A 17,510-nucleotide genomic window follows, 5' to 3' on the forward strand; every position below is an offset into this window, starting at 1 on the left:
ACTCAGGGTGGCCTTTTGCGCAAGCGGTCGGAGGCCCCCGGCGATGTCAACTGAATGGTTTCAGCATGCAGTACCCGGCGCGGAGTCCCGTCGAAAGCTCCTGTACAGACACGGTATCCCTACTCTGATCGCATCGGGTCACCAACGGCAGCGGTTGCCTCGTCCAGCAACTCCAACACGTGGCGGTAAGGTTCGCCGGTGGCGCGGGTCATTCCGAGTTCGCATGTGCGGTTGAGGGAGGCGTGCGCCTGCCCAGCTGCGGCCAGAACGCCTGCTGCTTCCGGCATTGTGGCCGAGGCGGTGAGTTCAGGGTGCAGCAGCCCACGGTCGCCGGCGAAGGCGCAGCATCCCCAGTCGTCGGGGACGACGACCTCGTCAGCCACCGTCGCGGCGACGGTTGTCAGCGCGCCAGCGAGGCCGAGCCGAGTTGAGGAGCAGGTCGGATGCAGCGTGAGCCGCTTGATTCGATGTGCGTCCGGCAGGTGAGGGAAGACCTGCTCGGCCACGAAGGCGACGGCGTCTACGACCCGGATGCCGTGTTCGCCGGCCGCATCAAGCAGCACTTGGAGCCCCTCGGTGCAGGACGACGCGTCGCACACCACCGGAAGCTCGCCGCCGCGTGTCGCTCGGCGGAGTGAGTCGGCGACCTTCGCCCTCATCTCGGCGTAGCCGTCAGTGAGTCCCTTCGACTTCCACGGCGTGCCGCAGCACAGCGAAGGAAGGTCGTCCGGGGTTGCCACCGCGACGCCGGCGCGCGCGCATAGAGCGACGAATGCCGCGGCGACGCCCTCTCCCCCATCGGCCGGACCGAACATCGTCGTGGTACAGCTCGAGAAATAGACGGCGACAGGATCGGCGCAGCTGACGACGCGGCGCCTGCTTCCTCCGGCCGGTAGGTCGGAGGAGTACCGGGGGACGATGTCGCGACCGAGGAGGACGCGGCCGACGTCGGTCGCCATCCGGGGCAGGGCAGAAGGCAGCTTGCCGGCGACCGTGAGGGCGATGCCTCCCACCCGGCTCACCGCATCCCAATTGTGTGCGGCCGATTTCCACGCGGCCTGCTCCAGCCGTCCGGTGTTCTCGGCCCGAAGCCGGCGTACCAGGTCTCCCGTGTTGATCAGGACCGGGCACGCCGTCTGGCACATCCCGTCGACGGCGCACGTGTCGATTCCGTCGTAGCCGTATTCCTGGCGCAGAGTCGCGGCCAGCTCTGTGTCGCCGCGCGCACCGGCAGCGGCGATCTCCCGACGGAGCACGATCCGCTCACGTGGGGTGAGGGTGAGGTCACGGCTGGGGCAGACCGGCTCGCAGTAGCCGCACTCCACGCAGCGGTCGACCTCGGCCTCCACGGCTGGGGCGACCTTGAGGTTCTGAAGGTGCACACCAGGATCGTCATTGAGTAGCACTCCCGGGTTCAGCAGCGCGGTCGGGTCGACCAGCCGCTTCACCTCGCGCATGACCTCGTAGAGTTCATCGCCGTACTGCCGTCGCACGAAGGGCGCCATGATGCGCCCGGTGCCGTGCTCGGCCTTGAGAGTGCCGCCGTGACTCAGCACGAGCTCCACCATCTCCTCGGTGAACGCCTCATAACGGGCCAGGGATGCCGGGTCGTCGAAGCGTTCGCTGATCATGAAGTGGATGTTGCCGTCCTTGGCATGTCCGAAGATCACGGAGTCCTCATACCCGTGCTTCGCAAAGAGTTGTATCAGGGCGGTGCAAGTGGGCAGTAGGCGTTCGACGGGCACAGCGATGTCCTCGAGCAGGGCCGTGGTTCCGGGCGCGCGGTTTCCTGCTACGAGCGTGAACAGACCCTTGCGGATGTGCCACAGCGCGGCACGCCGGTCTGCGTCCGTGCTGAGTGACGCGGACGCCACCAGCGGGAGGGAGCGGAACACCTCGGCGGACTGTGCGACGCGCAGCTCCAGCTCTTCGGCTGTCTCTTCCTGGTACTCCACCAGCAGCGCGGCGTGATCGACCACGTCCTGAGCGAGCAGTTCGTCCGTCGCCTCAGGATCCCGCTGGGCGACCCTCAGGCTGGTCGCATCCATCAGCTCGATCGTCGCGAAACCGGCGTCGACGAGCGCCGGCAGAGAGGCGGTAGCAGAGTCCAGATCGGGGAAGAACAGCAGACCGGTCGCGAGGTGCGGCTTCAGCGCGACGGTGCGGAAGGTCGCCTCGGCGATGAAGGCGAGCGTCCCCTCACTGCCGACGACGAGGTGCTCCAGAATGTCGACGGGACGCTCGAAGTCGAGGAACGCGTTGACGGCGTAGCCCATCGTGTTCTTGATGGCGAAGAGGGAGCGGATGGTGGCGACCGAAGCCGAATCGGCGCGCACGCGTTCGCGGAGCCGGATGAGGCCTGCGTGTAACTCGGGCTTGCCAACCTGCAGCAGCTGATCCGCGTCGTCGAGTGAGGTGTCGACGACCGTGCCGTCGGGCAGCACCAGGATGGTGGAGTCGAGAGTGCGATAGGTGTTGGCGTGGGTGCCGCACGACATCCCGGACGAGTTGTTCGCGACCACCCCGCCCACGGTGCAGGCGATCTCACTGGCCGGGTCGGGGCCAAGCCTGCGCGTGTGGCGGATGAGCCGGGCATTGACGGCCCGCACGGTCGCGCCGGGGCCGGTGCGCACCCGCAGTCCCTTGTCGAGCACCTCGATGCCACGGAAGTTGCGCCGTGTGTCGACGAGGATCCCGTCGGTGCCGGCTTGGCCGCTGAGGCTCGTGCCACCCGAGCGGAACGTGACGGGCACGCCGATCCGACTCGCAGCGGCCAGCACGGCGGCGACCTCCTCGATGCCCGACGGGGCGACGACGGCCTGCGGCGTCAGGAGGTAGTGCGACGCGTCGTGCGCTGAACTCAACCGGTCGGTGGGCCGGGCATGAACCGCCGTCGCGGCGGAGCGCAGTGCCGCGAGCAGCTTCTCGTCCGGTGGCCCGAACACGACGCCGTGCTCAGTGCGACTCACGGCTGACCTTCGATCCGGAGGAGCCGACGAGGAAGTCGAGATCGGCTCCGGTGTCCGCCTGAAGGACGTGGTCGACGTAGAGCCGCTCCCAGCCTCGGCGCGGCTTTGCGTAGCCGTCCAGCGTCGCTTGGTTGGGTGTCCGGGCGGCCAGTTCCTCGGGCGGTACCTCGAGGTCGAGCCGCCGGTTCCGCACGTCGAGCGAGATCCGGTCGCCGGTCCGTACCAGCGCGAGAGGTCCGCCTGCGGCGGCTTCGGGAGTCACGTGCAGGATGACTGTGCCGTACGCGGTTCCGCTCATCCGGCCATCGCAGATGCGGACCATGTCGCGCACGCCCGCCTCGAGCAGTTTCTTCGGCAGCGGCATGTTGGACACCTCGGGCATGCCGGGGTAGCCCTTGGGCCCGCATCCGCGCAGCACCATGACCGAGGTCTCGTCGATGTCGAGTTCGGGGTCGTCGATGCGGTTGTGGAAGTCCTCGATGCTGTCGAAGACGACCGCTCTACCGCGATGTTTGAGCAGGTGGGCGGAAGCTGCTGCGGGTTTGATGATCGCGCCGCCGGGCGCGAGCGATCCGCGGAGCACGCTGATCCCGGCCGCAGGAATCAGCGGAGTCTCGCGTGGTGTGATGACGTCCTTGTCCCAGATCTCGGCGTCGGCAAGATGGTCGATCAGGGGCTTGCCGGTGATGGTCACGGCGGTCGGATCCAGCAGGTCTTGCACTTCTTTGAGCACGGCCAGGAAGCCGCCCGCACGGTGGAGGTCGTCCATCAGGTACTGCCCGGCGGGCTGGAGGTTGACCAGCAACGGCACCTCGGCGCCGATGCGGTCGAAGTCGTCGATGGTGATGTCGATGCCGAGCCGGCCCGCTATGGCGAGCAGGTGAACGACCGCATTGGTCGATCCCCCGATCGCGGCGAGCGCGACGATGGCGTTGTGGAAGCTCCCCTTGGTGAGGAAGGTGCTGGGCCGCCGGTCCTCACGGACGAGCTCGACCGAGAGGCGGCCGGCTTCATGAGCGGCCTCCAACAGGCGGCTGTCCGGCGCGGGAGTGCCGGCGACTCCGGGGATGACTATGCCCAGAGCCTCCGCGACCAGGGCCATGGTGCTCGCGGTGCCCATCGTGTTGCAGTGACCCTTGCTGCGGATCATCGACGACTCGGACTTCAGGAACTGCTGCTGACTCAGGGTACCGGCGCGCACCTCTTCGCTGAGGCGCCAGACGTCCGTGCCGCATCCCAGGGGCTCTCCCCGGAATGTGCCGGTGAGCATCGGGCCACCGGGCACTACGACAGCCGGGATGTCGACCGAAGCTGCTGCCATGAGCAGCGACGGGATTGTCTTGTCGCAACCCCCAAGGAGCACGACACCGTCAATCGGGTTGGCTCGCAGCATCTCCTCGGTCGCCATCGCCGCCATATTGCGCCACAGCATCGCCGTGGGCCGCACCTGGGTCTCGCCGAGCGACACTACGGGAAGCTCCAGCGGGATACCGCCCGCCTCGTAAATCCCGTTCTTGACCGACTGCGCGATCTCAGTGAGATGCGCATTGCACGGGGTGAGGTCGGACGCCGTGTTCGCGATGGCGATCTGGGGCCGACTGTCAAAGTCGTGAGGGAGGCCTCGCCGCATCCACGCGCGATGGATGTACGAGTTGCGGTCATCGCCGGAGTACCACTCCGAACTGCGAAGAGTTGACGCCATTGTTCCAACTTTCGGAATTGCGATCTATATAGTGAAACTCTTGCTAGCATAGGCGATCGACGAGGAGGACACCAATGTCACCCACACCTGCGGCCACCGAAGGCGAAGCACGTCTGGTCGGAACAGACCGGGTGCTTGCGGTGCTCGTCGAGCTCGCCCAGCAGCCCGCCGGTGCGACGCTCGATGACATGGTGCGACGCACCGGACATCCGAAAGCGACGGTGCATCGGGCCTTGGCTTCCCTGAAGCGTGCCGGGCTGGCGACGCAAGACGGTCGCGGCCACTACATCCTCGGCGACGAATTCCTCCGCCTCGCTTTCGCGCACCACGAGGCCCGGCCAGACCACCTCCGCGTGCGCCCGATCCTCGACCGGCTGGCGGAGCGTTTCGGAGAGACCATCCACTTCGCCGTACTGGATGGCACTGACGTCGTCTACCGGGACAAGGTCGACCCGACTGGCGGCGCGGTTCGCCTGACCTCCACGGTCGGCGGCCGCAATCCGGCTCACTGCACCGGCGTCGGCAAGGCACTTCTCGCCACACGTCTTCATACCCTTGCAGACGTCGAGAAGTGGATCGGCGACCGCACCCTCGAACGACGGACCGCCGCCACCGCCACAACCGCTGGGGAACTCCACGCGCGCTTGAGCGAGACGCGCGAGCGGGGCTACGCCGTCGACGACCAGGAGAACGAGGCCGGGATCAACTGCATCGCCGTCCCGGTCTATCTCGCCTCCCCAAGCGAGCCGTCCGGCGCGATCAGCGTCAGCGCTGTGGCGTACCGCACTCCGCTGGCCGCGCTCGTCGAAGCAGCGTCCGACATCCGCAACATCATCGATCAGCCGACGGCGGGCCAGGAGAAGACCGCGTGACGATCGAACTCATCACGGCGACCACGGACTCATATCTTCTGGGCGAAGGGCCGCTCTGGGATCCGATCAGGTCACGCCTGATCTGGGTCGATATCCGCGAAGGATGCGTCTACAGCGGTGTGCTCGACCCAGGCGGCACGATCGAGGTCTCGGAGCGGTTCGAGCTGAACCAGAGTGTCGGCGCCGTCAGCGTTTCGAACCTTGGGGACTGGATCATCGCCGGTCACGAGCGAATCTACTTCCGCTCACTCGACGGGACCCTCGTTGACGGAGATCGCATCCTCGAAGAGAATTCCGGCCGAAGGCTGAACGACGGGAAGGCTGATCCCGCTGGCCGCTATCTTGTCGGCACGCTCTCACTGACCGGGCCCTCTCGAACCGAATCACTCGTCTCCATCGACTTCGACGGGTCACTCCGCGTCATCGACGACGACCTGACACTCTCCAACGGTCTGGCCTGGTCGGCTGACGGACACACCTTGTACAGCGTCGACACCGAGCGCCAGACGGTCTATGCCCGGCCATACGACATCGAAAGCGGCGATGTCGGGCCGCGCCATACCTTTCTCACGATCGGCGACGGCTACCCCGACGGCATGACCATTGACGCAGAAGGCCATCTTTGGATCGCGATCTGGGGTGCCGGCGAGGTCCGGCGCTTCTCGCCGCAGGGTCAACTCGTGGACACGGTGGCCGTTCCCGCCCCGCACACCTCGAGTGTCGCGTTCGCTGGGCCGGAACTGGACACGCTCGTCATCACCACCGCCCGCCAAGACCTGACAGCCGCGCAACTGCAGGCGTACCCACTTTCCGGCCACATCTTCACCTCCAGGCCCAGAGTCTCTGGGCTGTCTCAGCCGCTCTGGAGCGGCTACCCCCTCCCTGCCCCCCACTAACAAGAGGAACACATGAAACTCCTTCGCATCGGCGACTTCGGCGCCGAGAAGCCCGCAGCGCTGGTCGACCGAGAGAACTATGTCGATCTCTCCGACGTGGTCCTCGACTTCGACGAGCAGTTCTTCGGTGCCGACGGGATCGAGAATCTGCGTCCCATTGTCGAGGAGCGGATCGCGACCGGGGGGACGCGGCCCGTCGGCGGGCAACGCATCGGAGCACCGATCGCCCGCCCGCACCAGATCATTTGCGTCGGCCTCAACTTCAGCGACCACGCAGCCGAGACCGGGCAGGCCGTTCCCTCAGAACCGATTCTGTTCACCAAATCGCCCAACACCCTGGTTGGACCGAACGACAACGTTCGCATCCCGCGCGGAGCCACCAAGCCCGACTGGGAGGTGGAACTCGGCATCGTGATCGGCAAGCGCAGCAGCTACCTCGACTCTGTCGAGGACGCCCGCGACGCCATCGCCGGCTGGGTACTGGTCAACGACGTGAGCGAACGCGCCTTCCAGATGGAACGCGGGGGGCAATGGCTCAAAGGAAAGTCCGCCGAGACCTTCAACCCGGCCGGACCATGGCTCGTCACTCAGGACGAGATCGACGACATCGGCTCGCTCGGCATGTGGCTCGACGTGAATGGAACGCGTCGCCAGACAGGCACGACCGCGACCATGATCTTCGACCCCTACTTCATCGTCCACTACATCAGCCAATTCCTCGTGCTTGAGCCCGGCGACCTCATCAACACGGGCACTCCTCCCGGTGTCGGAATGGGTTTCCACCCACAGATCTGGCTGAACGCCGGCGACGTGATGGAACTCGGAATTGATGGACTCGGGACCCAGCGCCAGAACGTGATCGCACCTCGATGAAGGCGTTCGTCGTGCGCGGCCCCCGCGACGCGGGCGTAGAAGACGTTTTGGAGCCGACGGCAGGTCCAGGTGAAGTAGTGATCGACGTGCGCCGAGCCGGCGTCTGCGGTACGGATGTCGAGTTCTACACCGGTGAAATGCAGTACCTCCATGATGGCAACGCCGCGTACCCGATCCGCTTGGGACACGAATGGATGGGCGTCGTCGCTGAAGTCGGCGAGGGCGTGGATAAGACCTGGATCGGCAAACGCGTGACGGGCGACACCATGATCGGGTGCGGCACCTGCCACCGCTGCTTGGACGGTCGGCACCACGTCTGCGAGTTCCGATTCGAACTAGGCATCCGCGGCGGCCGTGCGGGCGCTCTGGCCGAACGCCTCGCCTATCCCGCTTCCTATCTTCACCCCCTTCCCGATGCCGTCGACGACGCCTCGGGCGCGTTGGTCGAACCGGCCGGCAACGCCTTACGCTCCGTGTGGGGCGCCAACCTCAGCACCGGCGATCGCGTGCTGGTTCTCGGGCTTGGCACGATCGGTCTGCTCGTGGCGATGTTCGCGCGCGCCGCCGGAGCTGAGGTTCATTTGATGGGGCGCAGCGAACGATCATTGCGCTTTGCACGATCGCTCGGCTTCGAGCACGTTTGGACCGAGACCTCGCTTCCCACTCTGGCTTGGGATGCGGTCATCGACGCATCCAACGCGCCCTCCCTCCCCGCCAAGGCGGTCGAACTCGTAGAACCCGGCAAACGGGTTGTTTACGTCGGCCTAGCCGGCAGCCCGAGCCTGATCGACACCCGTGTCCTCGCGCTCAAAGACGTCACGGCCGTCGGAATCCTGGGCGGCAGCCAAGGGCTTGACGGGGCCATCGAGGCATTCGCCGACGGCTCCGTCGACCCGCGGCCGCTGGTGTCGACAGTGATCGACCTGGACCACCTGGCGGCCGTCCTCGCGGGAGACCTTCCCGCGTCCGTCGATGCCGGACCGAAGACACACATCGCAATCCCGGGCGCATCGCAGCTCCCGGCGGAAGGAAAGAAACGATGAGAACAGCAGTCGTCACCGGGGGCGCGAGTGGCCTCGGCGCCGCCACCGCCGCCCGGCTCCGCGACGTAGGGGTGAAAGTGGTCACCCTCGATCTCGGCGGCGACGCCGACTTTCGGCTCGACGTCACCGACCTCGACGCGTTGACGGACGCGGCGGCCACGATCGGCCCGGTGGATATCCTCGTCAACTCCGCCGGCATCGTCGGGCCCAACAAGCCGTTGCTGGAGACAGCTCCCGAGGACTGGCGCAAGGTTCTGGACGTCAATGTGCTGGGCACTGTCGCCGCCATGCGCACCTTCGTCCCCGGGATGGTGACTCGCGGCTGGGGGCGCGTGGTGAACTTCGCCAGCATGGCCGGCAAGGACGGCAACCCCAATCTCTCCATCTACTCCGCGTCCAAAGCTGCCGTGATCGCCCTCACCAAGTCAGCCGGAAAAGAACTCGCCACCACCGGTGTCCTTGTGAACGCCATCGCGCCCGCAGTGATCGCCACACCAATGAACGACGACACCGCCCCGGACGTACTGGCGCACATCACCAGCCTCATTCCGATGAAGCGCGTCGGGCGACCGGAGGAGGTCGCGTCACTCGTCGAATGGCTCACCTCCGATGGCGTCAGCTTCTCGACGGGCGCGGTCTATGACATCAGCGGCGGCCGCGCAACCTACTGAGCGCAGAGAACGAAGTGCGGCCCCGGGAAGGTGAGCCAGGCACCGCCCTGAGACTGCGAGCGCAGAATGGCTCGCGTGGACCGTCCACAACAGCTCCGGATTCATTCCAGGAACTCGGGCATCGCTGAGCAAATCCCGAGCATCCGCACTATCGGTTTTGCGCAAATGTCGCGCCTGATGTCGTCGAGGATGCAAACCTAAAGCGTGACCGACGACTGCTCGGCACAGACCCATTGAGGAGACGCGACGGTGCGCACGTTCGACCAGTACGCCAGCTTCGGAGACGCGCTGGACAATTCAGAAGCGCGGGAGGTTCTGGAGCGTTCAATTCCAGACATCTTGCAGTCGTCGCTCGCGACCAGCTTGCGAGGCTTCCCTCTTGGAGGATTCCTTCGTTTCGCGCTCGCTCCGGACGAAGCCAAGATCGATGCCCTTCTCTCGCAACTCGGCCGCATCGAGGACAAGACTCCCCGTCCCGCCGAGGCGGCACCGATCGTGCCCCGCAATGACTACGAATCCGAGGAGGTGGTCCGCGGAAGCGCAACCCTCATGGAGCCTGCGAGCGCATTCGTTCACAAGACAGTCGAGATCGTCGTGGCTGGGCCCGAGCACGGGAACCCCTTCGTCGACGTCGAGCTGACAGCAGATTTTGTGCATCCCGATATCACGCTGACTATCGGCGGTTTCTATGACGGCGACGGTCGCTACCTGCTGCGATTCTTGCCACCGCTACCCGGCGAGTGGACGCTGAGCACGACCTCGAATGCGCGCTCGTTGGACGGCCTGGTCGGATATTTCTCCGTCGAGGAAAGTAGCGAACGCGGGCCGGTGCGGGTTAGCGAACAATATGCCTTCAGCTATGCGAACGGTGCCCCATACTCACCCTTCGGAACCACTTCATACGTGTGGACCCACCAGCCTGAATCACTTCAGCTGGAAACCCTGGAGACTCTCGCCGCGGCACCGTTCAACAAGCTACGCATGGGCCTGTTCCCCAAGGACTTCCTGTACAACTCGAACGAACCTGAGAACTACGTCTTTCCCACGAACGAGGACGGAACCTTCGACACCGAACGATTCGACACCGAATTCTTCAAGAACCTCGAGGAACGTATCGGTCAACTCGGCGTGCTCGGCATCGAAGCAGACCTCATTCTCTTCCATCCGTATGACCGCTGGGGTTTCTCCACGTTGGGAACGGCGGCCGACGAACGCTACGTGCGCTACGTCACGAGACGCCTCGCAGGTTTCGCGAACGTCTGGTGGTCCATGGCGAACGAGTACGACCTCCTGCTCAGTAAACGGCCAGAGGACTGGAGTCGGCTCGCCGAGGTCGTGCAGCAAGAGGACCACGCGGACCACCTGTTGTCCATTCACAACTGGTCAGACCTCTTCGACTACTCAGTGCCTTGGGCCACCCACGCGAGCATCCAGCGCGGCGACGCCGACATGTCAAAGCGCATCGACGAGTGGCGCCACCAGTGGGGTAAGCCCGTCGTCGTGGACGAATTCGGCTACGACGGTGATCTCGACCAGGGGTGGGGAAACCTCCGCTCGGAAGACGTCGTCGACCGGTTCTGGGCCGGAATGATCCGAGGAGGATACCTCACCCACGGTGAGACCTTCTACCGCGACGACGAAGTGATCTGGTGGTCCAAGGGCGGCCGCCTACAAGGTGAGAGCGTCGCGCGGATCGCCTTCCTGCGGCGCCTCGTCGAGGAGTCCCCTACCGGCCGTCTCGACCCTTTGGCCTCCGACTGGGATGCACCCTGGGGCGGAGTGAAGGATCAGTACATCCTCATCTACTTCGGCCTGCACCGACCGAAGTTCCGTGATGTCGTCATCCCCGACGGGATGCACGCACGAATCCAGGTCGTCGACACCTGGAACATGACGGTCGAGGACGTTCCCGGGACGCACTCGGGCACGACGCGTATCCAGCTGCCGGCTCGGCCTCACATGGCCCTGCGTCTCACGGAGGCCTGAGCCGCTCACCCGGTCACCCACAAGGCCCCAGTACCAGCCCAGAAGGGCTAGAAGGCTCGTTCGACTATGGGCCGGTGATCGAGTTCGACGCCGCCACCGGCCCCGACGCGCACCTCACCCACCCCTCCCACCTTCCGTTCGCCGCTGTTCTTCGAGTCTTGAGCGCACGCCTAATGGTCTTCGACATCGAGGATGCTGGGGTCAACGAGCAGCGCTAAACGAGCGGTGCCCGTACTGACGAGCGTTCCGCGGTCAAGTGCACCACCGACGGTCGCATCTCATCGCTCGTCACAGTGACCTGGATTTCACCAGGCCCTGTTGGCCGAATGATCGCAAGCGCTCGGCCGTCGAAGGTTGTACACGATGACGCAAGGAATGATTCCTCGCTCGCTGGGCATGCACTTCCAAGCGCCTGTAGTTCGCCCGGACCATCCACGGTGACGTTCACAAGGCGATCGCGTGAAGCGTCCAAGATTCCGCGACCATCGCGGAACTCGATTGTGACGAACGCCAGATCACCTCCATCGACAAGCACTTCGGAGCGATCAGCACTGGCAATGAGCTGGCTGCCCGTCGCGGTGAGAAGCGAGGTCGCTTCGCTCGCCCTTCCTCCGCGATATCCGACTGCGGTCAGTTCGCCAGGCTCGAAGGCGAGTTCGAAGCTGGCGCGGAAGTCGTGATCTCCTCCGGTATGCCGCCGCCCGAGCGAAACGCCGTTCAGAATGAGCTCGACTTCATCGGCGTCGCTATAGACCTCTACTTCCGCTGGGGAGCCGGTCGGCACATCCCACGTCCAACTCGACACAGCGTCGCTCCACGCCCACTGCATCTCCAATCGCCTCTGCCCGTGATGGTCGGGACGCAGCACAGCGATGTACGGCTCTTGACGAAGGCCATAGACGATCTCGCGATAGTACGACTGCGGGCGACGGAAGCCGGTGATGTCGAAGTCTCCGACCCAAGCCGTGCGCCATGGGAAATCAGGGTCGCCTCCCCCTTTAGCATCAGGGTCATCCGTGTACTCGGTTCGACCGAGTCCCACTTCTCCCAAGTAGTCCCAACCGGCCCAGGTGAACCCTCCGATGACATGGTTATGGGCGATGGTCGCATTCCAGGATTTCGCTGTGTCGCGGGGGTTGGTCTCAGTTCCGAGAACAATGCGGTTGGGGAAGGCTGGGATGTCGAGGGCATACCGAGATTCGGCGTAGTTGAGCCCAGCGATGTCTACGGCCGCGTGCGATTCCGCGGTCTTGACACCCACCGTGTCCGAGACGGTGACCTCGTCGAAGAACTCGGTCATTTCGTTCATGACATCGTTGACTCCGCGAGCGACGGCGTTCTCCAAACGTGCCTTCAGGTCGTCGATCACCTCACTCGCCACCGCCCAGAATCCGCTCACAGCGGTCGTGATGAAACGGGTTTCGTCACGACCACGGATCCGTTCTGCGATATCTCGTGCCCTAGCACCGCCGAAACCTGATCCGTACTCGTGTATCTCGTTGCCGATGCAGTACAGAATCACACTTGGGTGGTTGAAATCCTTGCGTACCATTGCATCGATGTCCCGCTCCCACCATTCCGGGAAATCAAGCGTGTAGTCATAGGGCTTATTCATCTCGGTCCATGCGTCGAAAGTCTCGTCGAAGACGAGCATCCCCAAGCGGTCGCACGCGTCTAACATTGCCGGGCTCAGCGGACTATGAGAGCTGCGGATCGCGTTGAAGCCGGCCTCCTTGAGGAGTTCGATGCGTCGCTCCTCCGCGCGCCGGAACGTCGCCGCACCCAGTGGGGCGTTGTCATGATGGATACAAGCACCGCGCAGTTTGACAGTTTGGTCGTTAATACGCAGTCCCCTGTAGGGGTCGACACGAAGGGTGCGGATACCGAAAGGCACGGTGACGTCGTCCTCGGGCGCGCTGGGGTCATCCTGGCCGTGCAAACGTGCCGCGAATGTGTACAAGTAGGGATCGTCACAACTCCACCGGTGCGGGTCAGCGACGTAGAGCCGGCTACGCGCGATCGTGCGGGCGTTCGGCGCGACGGTGATGGGGCTGGTTTCCCGAGCGACCACAGAACCAGCATGGTCGCGAACTTCTACCTCGAGATCGAGACGCTGAGTGATGGCACTCTCGTTGATTACCGGGACCGCTGATTCAACGACAGCCCATTCGTCGTCCACGTCTGGCGTGCTGATTTTGACGTCGTCGTCCCCCACGTGGATCAGAGGGACGACCACCAGATGAACGTCCCGATAGATACCGAGTCCGGAGTACCATCGCGAATCCTGGTGCGCGCGGGCCTCGACGCGGATCACGTTTTCGGATCCGTATCTGAGATACGGATCGAGCGAGACTCGAAAGACGCTGTACCCGTACTTCCACTGTCCTGCGAACTCATCGTTCACGAACACCATCGCGTCGCGATAAACCCCTTCGAACTCAACGCTCACACGCTTCTCGCGCCAGTCGCTTGGCGCCTGGAATCGCTTGGAGTACTCGACCTCGCCCCCGGGATAGAAAGCTGCCGACGCTCCCCCCACGACCTCTCGCGAACGAGCGAAGCCGAGCATCGCGTCGTGCGGGAGCGTGACCTCCGTCGCCTCGGCACCGCCCATTAGATCAACGAACCCGCTGATCTTCCGGCGGACGCTCCAGCGAGCGTTGAAGAGCGACTTGGTCATGGTTCTCCGATCGAGCCCCCAGGAAAGCCCTGCGAACAAAAAGAATCTAGCCACTCGCGGTTGAGGTTTCGGATTATTGCGCAACGGGTGGGTTCCTCGATCGCGAGTGCCGAGGGCTTAGCGAACAAGAGCAGAAGCCGAGGCAAGAAGGAAAGCGGGCGATAGGAGACCAGAGTGAAGGAGGGCGAAAACTAGATGAGAAAAGAATGTTGAGGGAGTCCAAGCACAGAGAGACGAAAAGAGGTGATGCACGTAGGCACTTTTCGAGATGTGCGCGCGCGATGCGCGCCAGAAAGCGCGCGCAACCGGAAGTTCTAAGTGTGAGAGGTGGAGTGGCACGCTGGAAGCGCGGGCAGTCGGCCCAAGGGGTCAAGCAGGCCGTGCACTACGCCTTCGGCGGTGTCTGCGACGCCACCCTGACTGCGAGGACCGCTGACGGCGCCCTCGCTGCAGCCGGCTACGCGGACGCCGTGATGACGCGGTACATCGTCGAGAACGGCGCCATCCGTGACGACTTGCTCACCCGCTCCCAACTGAAGGATTGGGTCGACGGCGTCGACCCTCTAACTGGTGAGCGTCGGGGCCGGGACCTGGAGTCGCCGGTCGCGGATCTGATCCTCGATGCGACGATCAACGCTCCGAAGTCGTTCTCGATCGCGGCGATGCTGGACCCGGAGTTGGCGGCCGCGTACGAGGATCTGCAGCACCGGTTGCGGGATCGGATCATCAAGCTGTGGCAAACCGAGCTCAATGCCCGGCGCGGGAAGCAGGGATGTATACGTGAGAACCTTGCCCGCATCGAAGTCGTCGAGCTGAGGCACGAACGGTCGCGCTCGCTAGATCCGCACAAGCACCGCCACGTCTGGCTGAACGTCAAAGTCCAAGGACTCGACGGGAAGTGGTCCAACGTCGACACCCGGGTCGCTCTCCGATTCCAGAACGTCGTAAACGCGGAAGGCGACCTCGCCTCCAGGACCGACCCAGCATGGGTCGCTGCTCTCGCGTCGAAGGGCTTCACGCTGAATTCGGACGGGGAGATCGCACAGCTGCAGCACCTGGTGCGGCCGCTGTCGAAGCGCTCCGCGCAGATCGAAGCCAATAGGGCAGCTCACCTCCGCGAGTGGAGGGAGCAGCACCCCGGTGAGGAGCCCTCCGCCACCGTTCTGACTCAGATCGATCAGTGGTCATGGGCGGCCGACCGTCCGAACAAACCGGGGCGGCTGGACGAGGCGGATTGGACGTCCATTGTGATGGGCGAACTCCTGCACGCCGATCCGGAACTCGGACGTCCACGAGACGCAAAGGTGGCACGTTCGATCGCGGTTAAGGACCTGGACATCGAGCTTCTCGCGGCGAAGGCGATCGTCGATGCGGACGGTCGGTCAACCGGGACGGGAGGGCGATTCAGCGACATGGACATCCGAGCCGGAGCCATACGAGCCATCGCCGCATCGGGCGTGATCGATGATCGGACCCAGCTAGCCGAAGTCGTCGACGAAGTGACTGCCTACGCCACTCGGACGTACACAGTGACGCTGCTGTCAGACGTCGACATTCCCCCACACATCAAGAGCCGGATGGCCATTGCCACCGCCACTCTCAAGGCCACCGTCGCGCATCGGACCGAGTCCCTCGCCGCGCCTGGTTCGGTGCCTTCCCTAGCCGAGATCACCGAAGTAGCGAAAGCCATCGAACCCAACCGCGTGTTGGACGAAGGGCAGTTGGAGGGCGCCTCCTCGATCGCAGGTTCCGACCGAGTCGTGACGATCTCCGGTGCCGCGGGCACGGGCAAGACGACCATGCTAAAGGTGGCGGGAGCGGCGCTCCGTCGTAGCGGCCGGGCGATGATCATCGTCGCTCCGACAAAGAAGGCTTCCGCTGTCGCGGGACGCGAAACCGGGAGCGAGTCATCATCTCTCCATCAGCTCCTGCACGACTACGGCTGGCGATGGATCAGCGATCGAGCCGGGGCCACGAAGTGGTCATGCCTCACGATCGGTGAGGTCGATCCGACTACAGGTACGCATTACGTCGGTCCGCGCATCAGCATTCGACCGGGTGATCGCATCGTCGTGGACGAAGCGGGCATGCTTGACCTCGAGGCGGCGAACGCCCTTCTCGACGTCGTCGGCCGCACCGGCGCATGCGTCGCTCTCGTCGGAGACCAGCACCAAGCGCTTCCGGTTGGTCACTCGGGCGCTATGGCACTCGTCTGGCGTCGAGCAACACGACAGGTCGAACTCCTGACTATCCATCGATTTGAAGACCCAGCTTGGGCGGATCTGAGTCTTCGACTTCGGCAACCAGATGACCTAGAAGAAGCAGTGCGTACCGCCGATGAATTGATCAGTACAGGGCATGTAGTGCTCTCAAGCAGCGAGACGCAAGCTCACAATATCCTCGTGGGTGCGTGGTTTGACGCCACCGCAGCGCACCAGTCCATCGCTATTGTCGCCGCGACCCACGCCGAGGCACAGTCAGTGAGCGAGGATATTCAGGCTCGTCGGGTCGCGGCCGGTTCAGTCGACACCAGCGGAGCGGTTTCGGGGCAGGCCGGACAGCCGATCTTTGTTGGTGATGTCGTCCAGACGCGACGAAACGACCGCACGATGGATGTCCAGAATCGCCAGAACTGGGTAGTAAAGAGCGTAACTTCTCAGCACGTAATGTTGGCGTCTGCAAACGATTCGACAGATCTGCGAACGATCAGTCACGAATATGCGGGTTCACACCTCCACTTGGCATACGCCACGACCGTTTACGGCGTCCAGGGCGAGACAATGGACCAATCCGTAGTCGGCCCGGGCGTAGATGCGGCGGGCTTGTACGTGGGAATGACGAGAGGCAAGATGAGCAATCGAGCGGTTGCGATTGCTCCTACCGAGTCGTCGGCTCGGTCTCAACTAGTCGAGACGATGCAGCGTCAGACAGTGGAAGCGACGATCGAGAAGTCGCGCGCGGCCGCAAGGACTGAATTCGATCGTGCGGCTCATTCGCTTACGGGGCCGATCACGGGTGGCGATCCTCGCGTACGGAATCGCCCCGGTCTGCAGTAAGCGGGACAGCTACGCCACTACAAGTCCACTCGCGAGCACGCGACGGCCGACAGCGTTCGCTCCGTCCAGATCGCCCGCGCGCGCGTCGAAACGCAGCAGTCCAATTGCGAGAGCGTCGGCGCGGTCTTGCACTGATGGGAAAACCCCTCCGGCGATGAATACCAAGGCGGCGCGGCCGTCGGAAGAGCTGACGGAAGCTGCGCGCTCGACAACTTCTGGATCGAGGTTGCCACGGCGACTCTCCACCCAGGCTAAATAGCGCGCGCTGTACAGGTCACAGACCTCGGCCTCCTCGCCGCGGGAGATGACGGTGTCTGTGGCGCCCAGGCGGAGCATCCACTGATGGCAGAGCTCTACCGCGGCGGCGCCAGTGGCACCCCAACGCCTACGCGCGCTCTCATACGCATCCACGACATCTATTGTCTCAACAACGACCGGCAGCGTCGATGCCGTGTGGTCGCGTCAGTCGACGGGCGGCCTTTTCTGCTTCTGAGCGGCTTCCGATCTTTCGCCGGCTCTTGGACGGATTTCCCCAGCCTTCCCTCTGACCCGTTGCCCAGTGGCTAACTGAACTTCTATTCGCGCGTTGCGGAGGTCCCTGTCTCCAGCGGCTTCGACTAGCGCGCTAAGGAGGGAGTAGAACGTCGCATTTGTTCCAGCTTCAAGCAGATATGGCAGGGGCGCAGAGGGAGGATACGCCAACGGATTGGCGATCATGAGACCATTCCCATCTGGGAGCATCACCATCCATTGCCTGATCTG

12 protein-coding genes are annotated in these 17,510 nt (G+C 64.1%); 8 read left to right on the forward strand and 4 right to left on the reverse strand.

What is annotated here, in order from left to right:
• Positions 1–119 precede the first annotated feature (119 nt).
• A complete protein-coding gene (locus ACFVWR_RS01485; protein WP_387207287.1) occupies positions 120–2,969 on the reverse strand; it encodes an FAD-binding and (Fe-S)-binding domain-containing protein in 2,850 nt (949 codons plus the stop codon).
• Positions 2,956–4,671: an IlvD/Edd family dehydratase gene (locus ACFVWR_RS01490; protein ID WP_387207288.1), complete on the reverse strand. Its 1,716-nt coding sequence runs from the start codon at positions 4,669–4,671 to the stop codon at positions 2,956–2,958. The genes ACFVWR_RS01485 and ACFVWR_RS01490 overlap by 14 nt, the downstream gene beginning before the upstream one ends.
• Positions 4,672–4,745: 74 nt before the next feature.
• On the opposite strand from ACFVWR_RS01490, the gene ACFVWR_RS01495 reads away from it, so the two are divergent.
• The 7 genes from ACFVWR_RS01495 (at position 4,746) to ACFVWR_RS01525 (ending at position 11,230) form a co-directional block, all read left to right on the forward strand.
• Positions 4,746–5,543: an IclR family transcriptional regulator gene (locus ACFVWR_RS01495; protein ID WP_387207289.1), complete on the forward strand. Its 798-nt coding sequence runs from the start codon at positions 4,746–4,748 to the stop codon at positions 5,541–5,543.
• Positions 5,540–6,439 (forward strand): SMP-30/gluconolactonase/LRE family protein, encoded by a 900-nt coding sequence (locus tag ACFVWR_RS01500; protein ID WP_387207290.1) that lies wholly within the window; start codon positions 5,540–5,542, stop codon positions 6,437–6,439. The genes ACFVWR_RS01495 and ACFVWR_RS01500 overlap by 4 nt, the downstream gene beginning before the upstream one ends.
• 12 nt (positions 6,440–6,451) lie before the next feature.
• Positions 6,452–7,312, forward strand: a complete 861-nt coding sequence (locus ACFVWR_RS01505) for a fumarylacetoacetate hydrolase family protein (protein WP_387207291.1) — start codon at positions 6,452–6,454, stop codon at positions 7,310–7,312.
• The gene (locus ACFVWR_RS01510; RefSeq protein ID WP_387207292.1) at positions 7,309–8,355 is read left to right on the forward strand and encodes a zinc-binding dehydrogenase; all 1,047 of its coding nucleotides are present in this window, start codon (positions 7,309–7,311) and stop codon (positions 8,353–8,355) included. The genes ACFVWR_RS01505 and ACFVWR_RS01510 overlap by 4 nt, the downstream gene beginning before the upstream one ends.
• Positions 8,352–9,026: an SDR family NAD(P)-dependent oxidoreductase gene (locus tag ACFVWR_RS01515; RefSeq protein WP_387207293.1), complete on the forward strand. Its 675-nt coding sequence runs from the start codon at positions 8,352–8,354 to the stop codon at positions 9,024–9,026. The genes ACFVWR_RS01510 and ACFVWR_RS01515 overlap by 4 nt, the downstream gene beginning before the upstream one ends.
• A 249-nt stretch (positions 9,027–9,275) precedes the next feature.
• Positions 9,276–11,012 carry a DUF5605 domain-containing protein gene (locus ACFVWR_RS01520; protein ID WP_387207294.1) on the forward strand — a complete coding sequence of 579 codons (1,737 nt, stop codon included), beginning with the start codon at positions 9,276–9,278 and terminating at the stop codon, positions 11,010–11,012.
• A gap of 74 nt (positions 11,013–11,086) precedes the next feature.
• On the forward strand, positions 11,087–11,230 hold the full coding sequence (locus ACFVWR_RS01525) for a hypothetical protein (RefSeq protein ID WP_387207295.1): 144 nt from the start codon (positions 11,087–11,089) through the stop codon (positions 11,228–11,230).
• Here ACFVWR_RS01525 and ACFVWR_RS01530 read toward each other — a convergent pair.
• Positions 11,227–13,692 (reverse strand): glycoside hydrolase family 2 TIM barrel-domain containing protein, encoded by a 2,466-nt coding sequence (locus tag ACFVWR_RS01530; protein WP_387207296.1) that lies wholly within the window; start codon positions 13,690–13,692, stop codon positions 11,227–11,229. The two genes, ACFVWR_RS01525 and ACFVWR_RS01530, sit on opposite strands and share 4 nt — an antisense overlap.
• Before the next feature lie 332 nt (positions 13,693–14,024).
• On the opposite strand from ACFVWR_RS01530, the gene ACFVWR_RS01535 reads away from it, so the two are divergent.
• The gene (locus ACFVWR_RS01535; RefSeq protein WP_387207297.1) at positions 14,025–16,748 is read left to right on the forward strand and encodes an AAA family ATPase; all 2,724 of its coding nucleotides are present in this window, start codon (positions 14,025–14,027) and stop codon (positions 16,746–16,748) included.
• Between the two features lie 9 nt (positions 16,749–16,757).
• Here ACFVWR_RS01535 and ACFVWR_RS01540 read toward each other — a convergent pair whose 3' ends face one another.
• Complete coding sequence (locus ACFVWR_RS01540; protein WP_387207298.1) at positions 16,758–17,159, reverse strand: hypothetical protein; 402 nt, start codon at positions 17,157–17,159, stop codon at positions 16,758–16,760.
• Positions 17,160–17,510: the final 351 nt, after the last annotated feature.

The organism is Leifsonia sp. NPDC058292, from assembly GCF_042880955.1.
Lineage (GTDB): Bacteria > Actinomycetota > Actinomycetes > Actinomycetales > Microbacteriaceae > Leifsonia.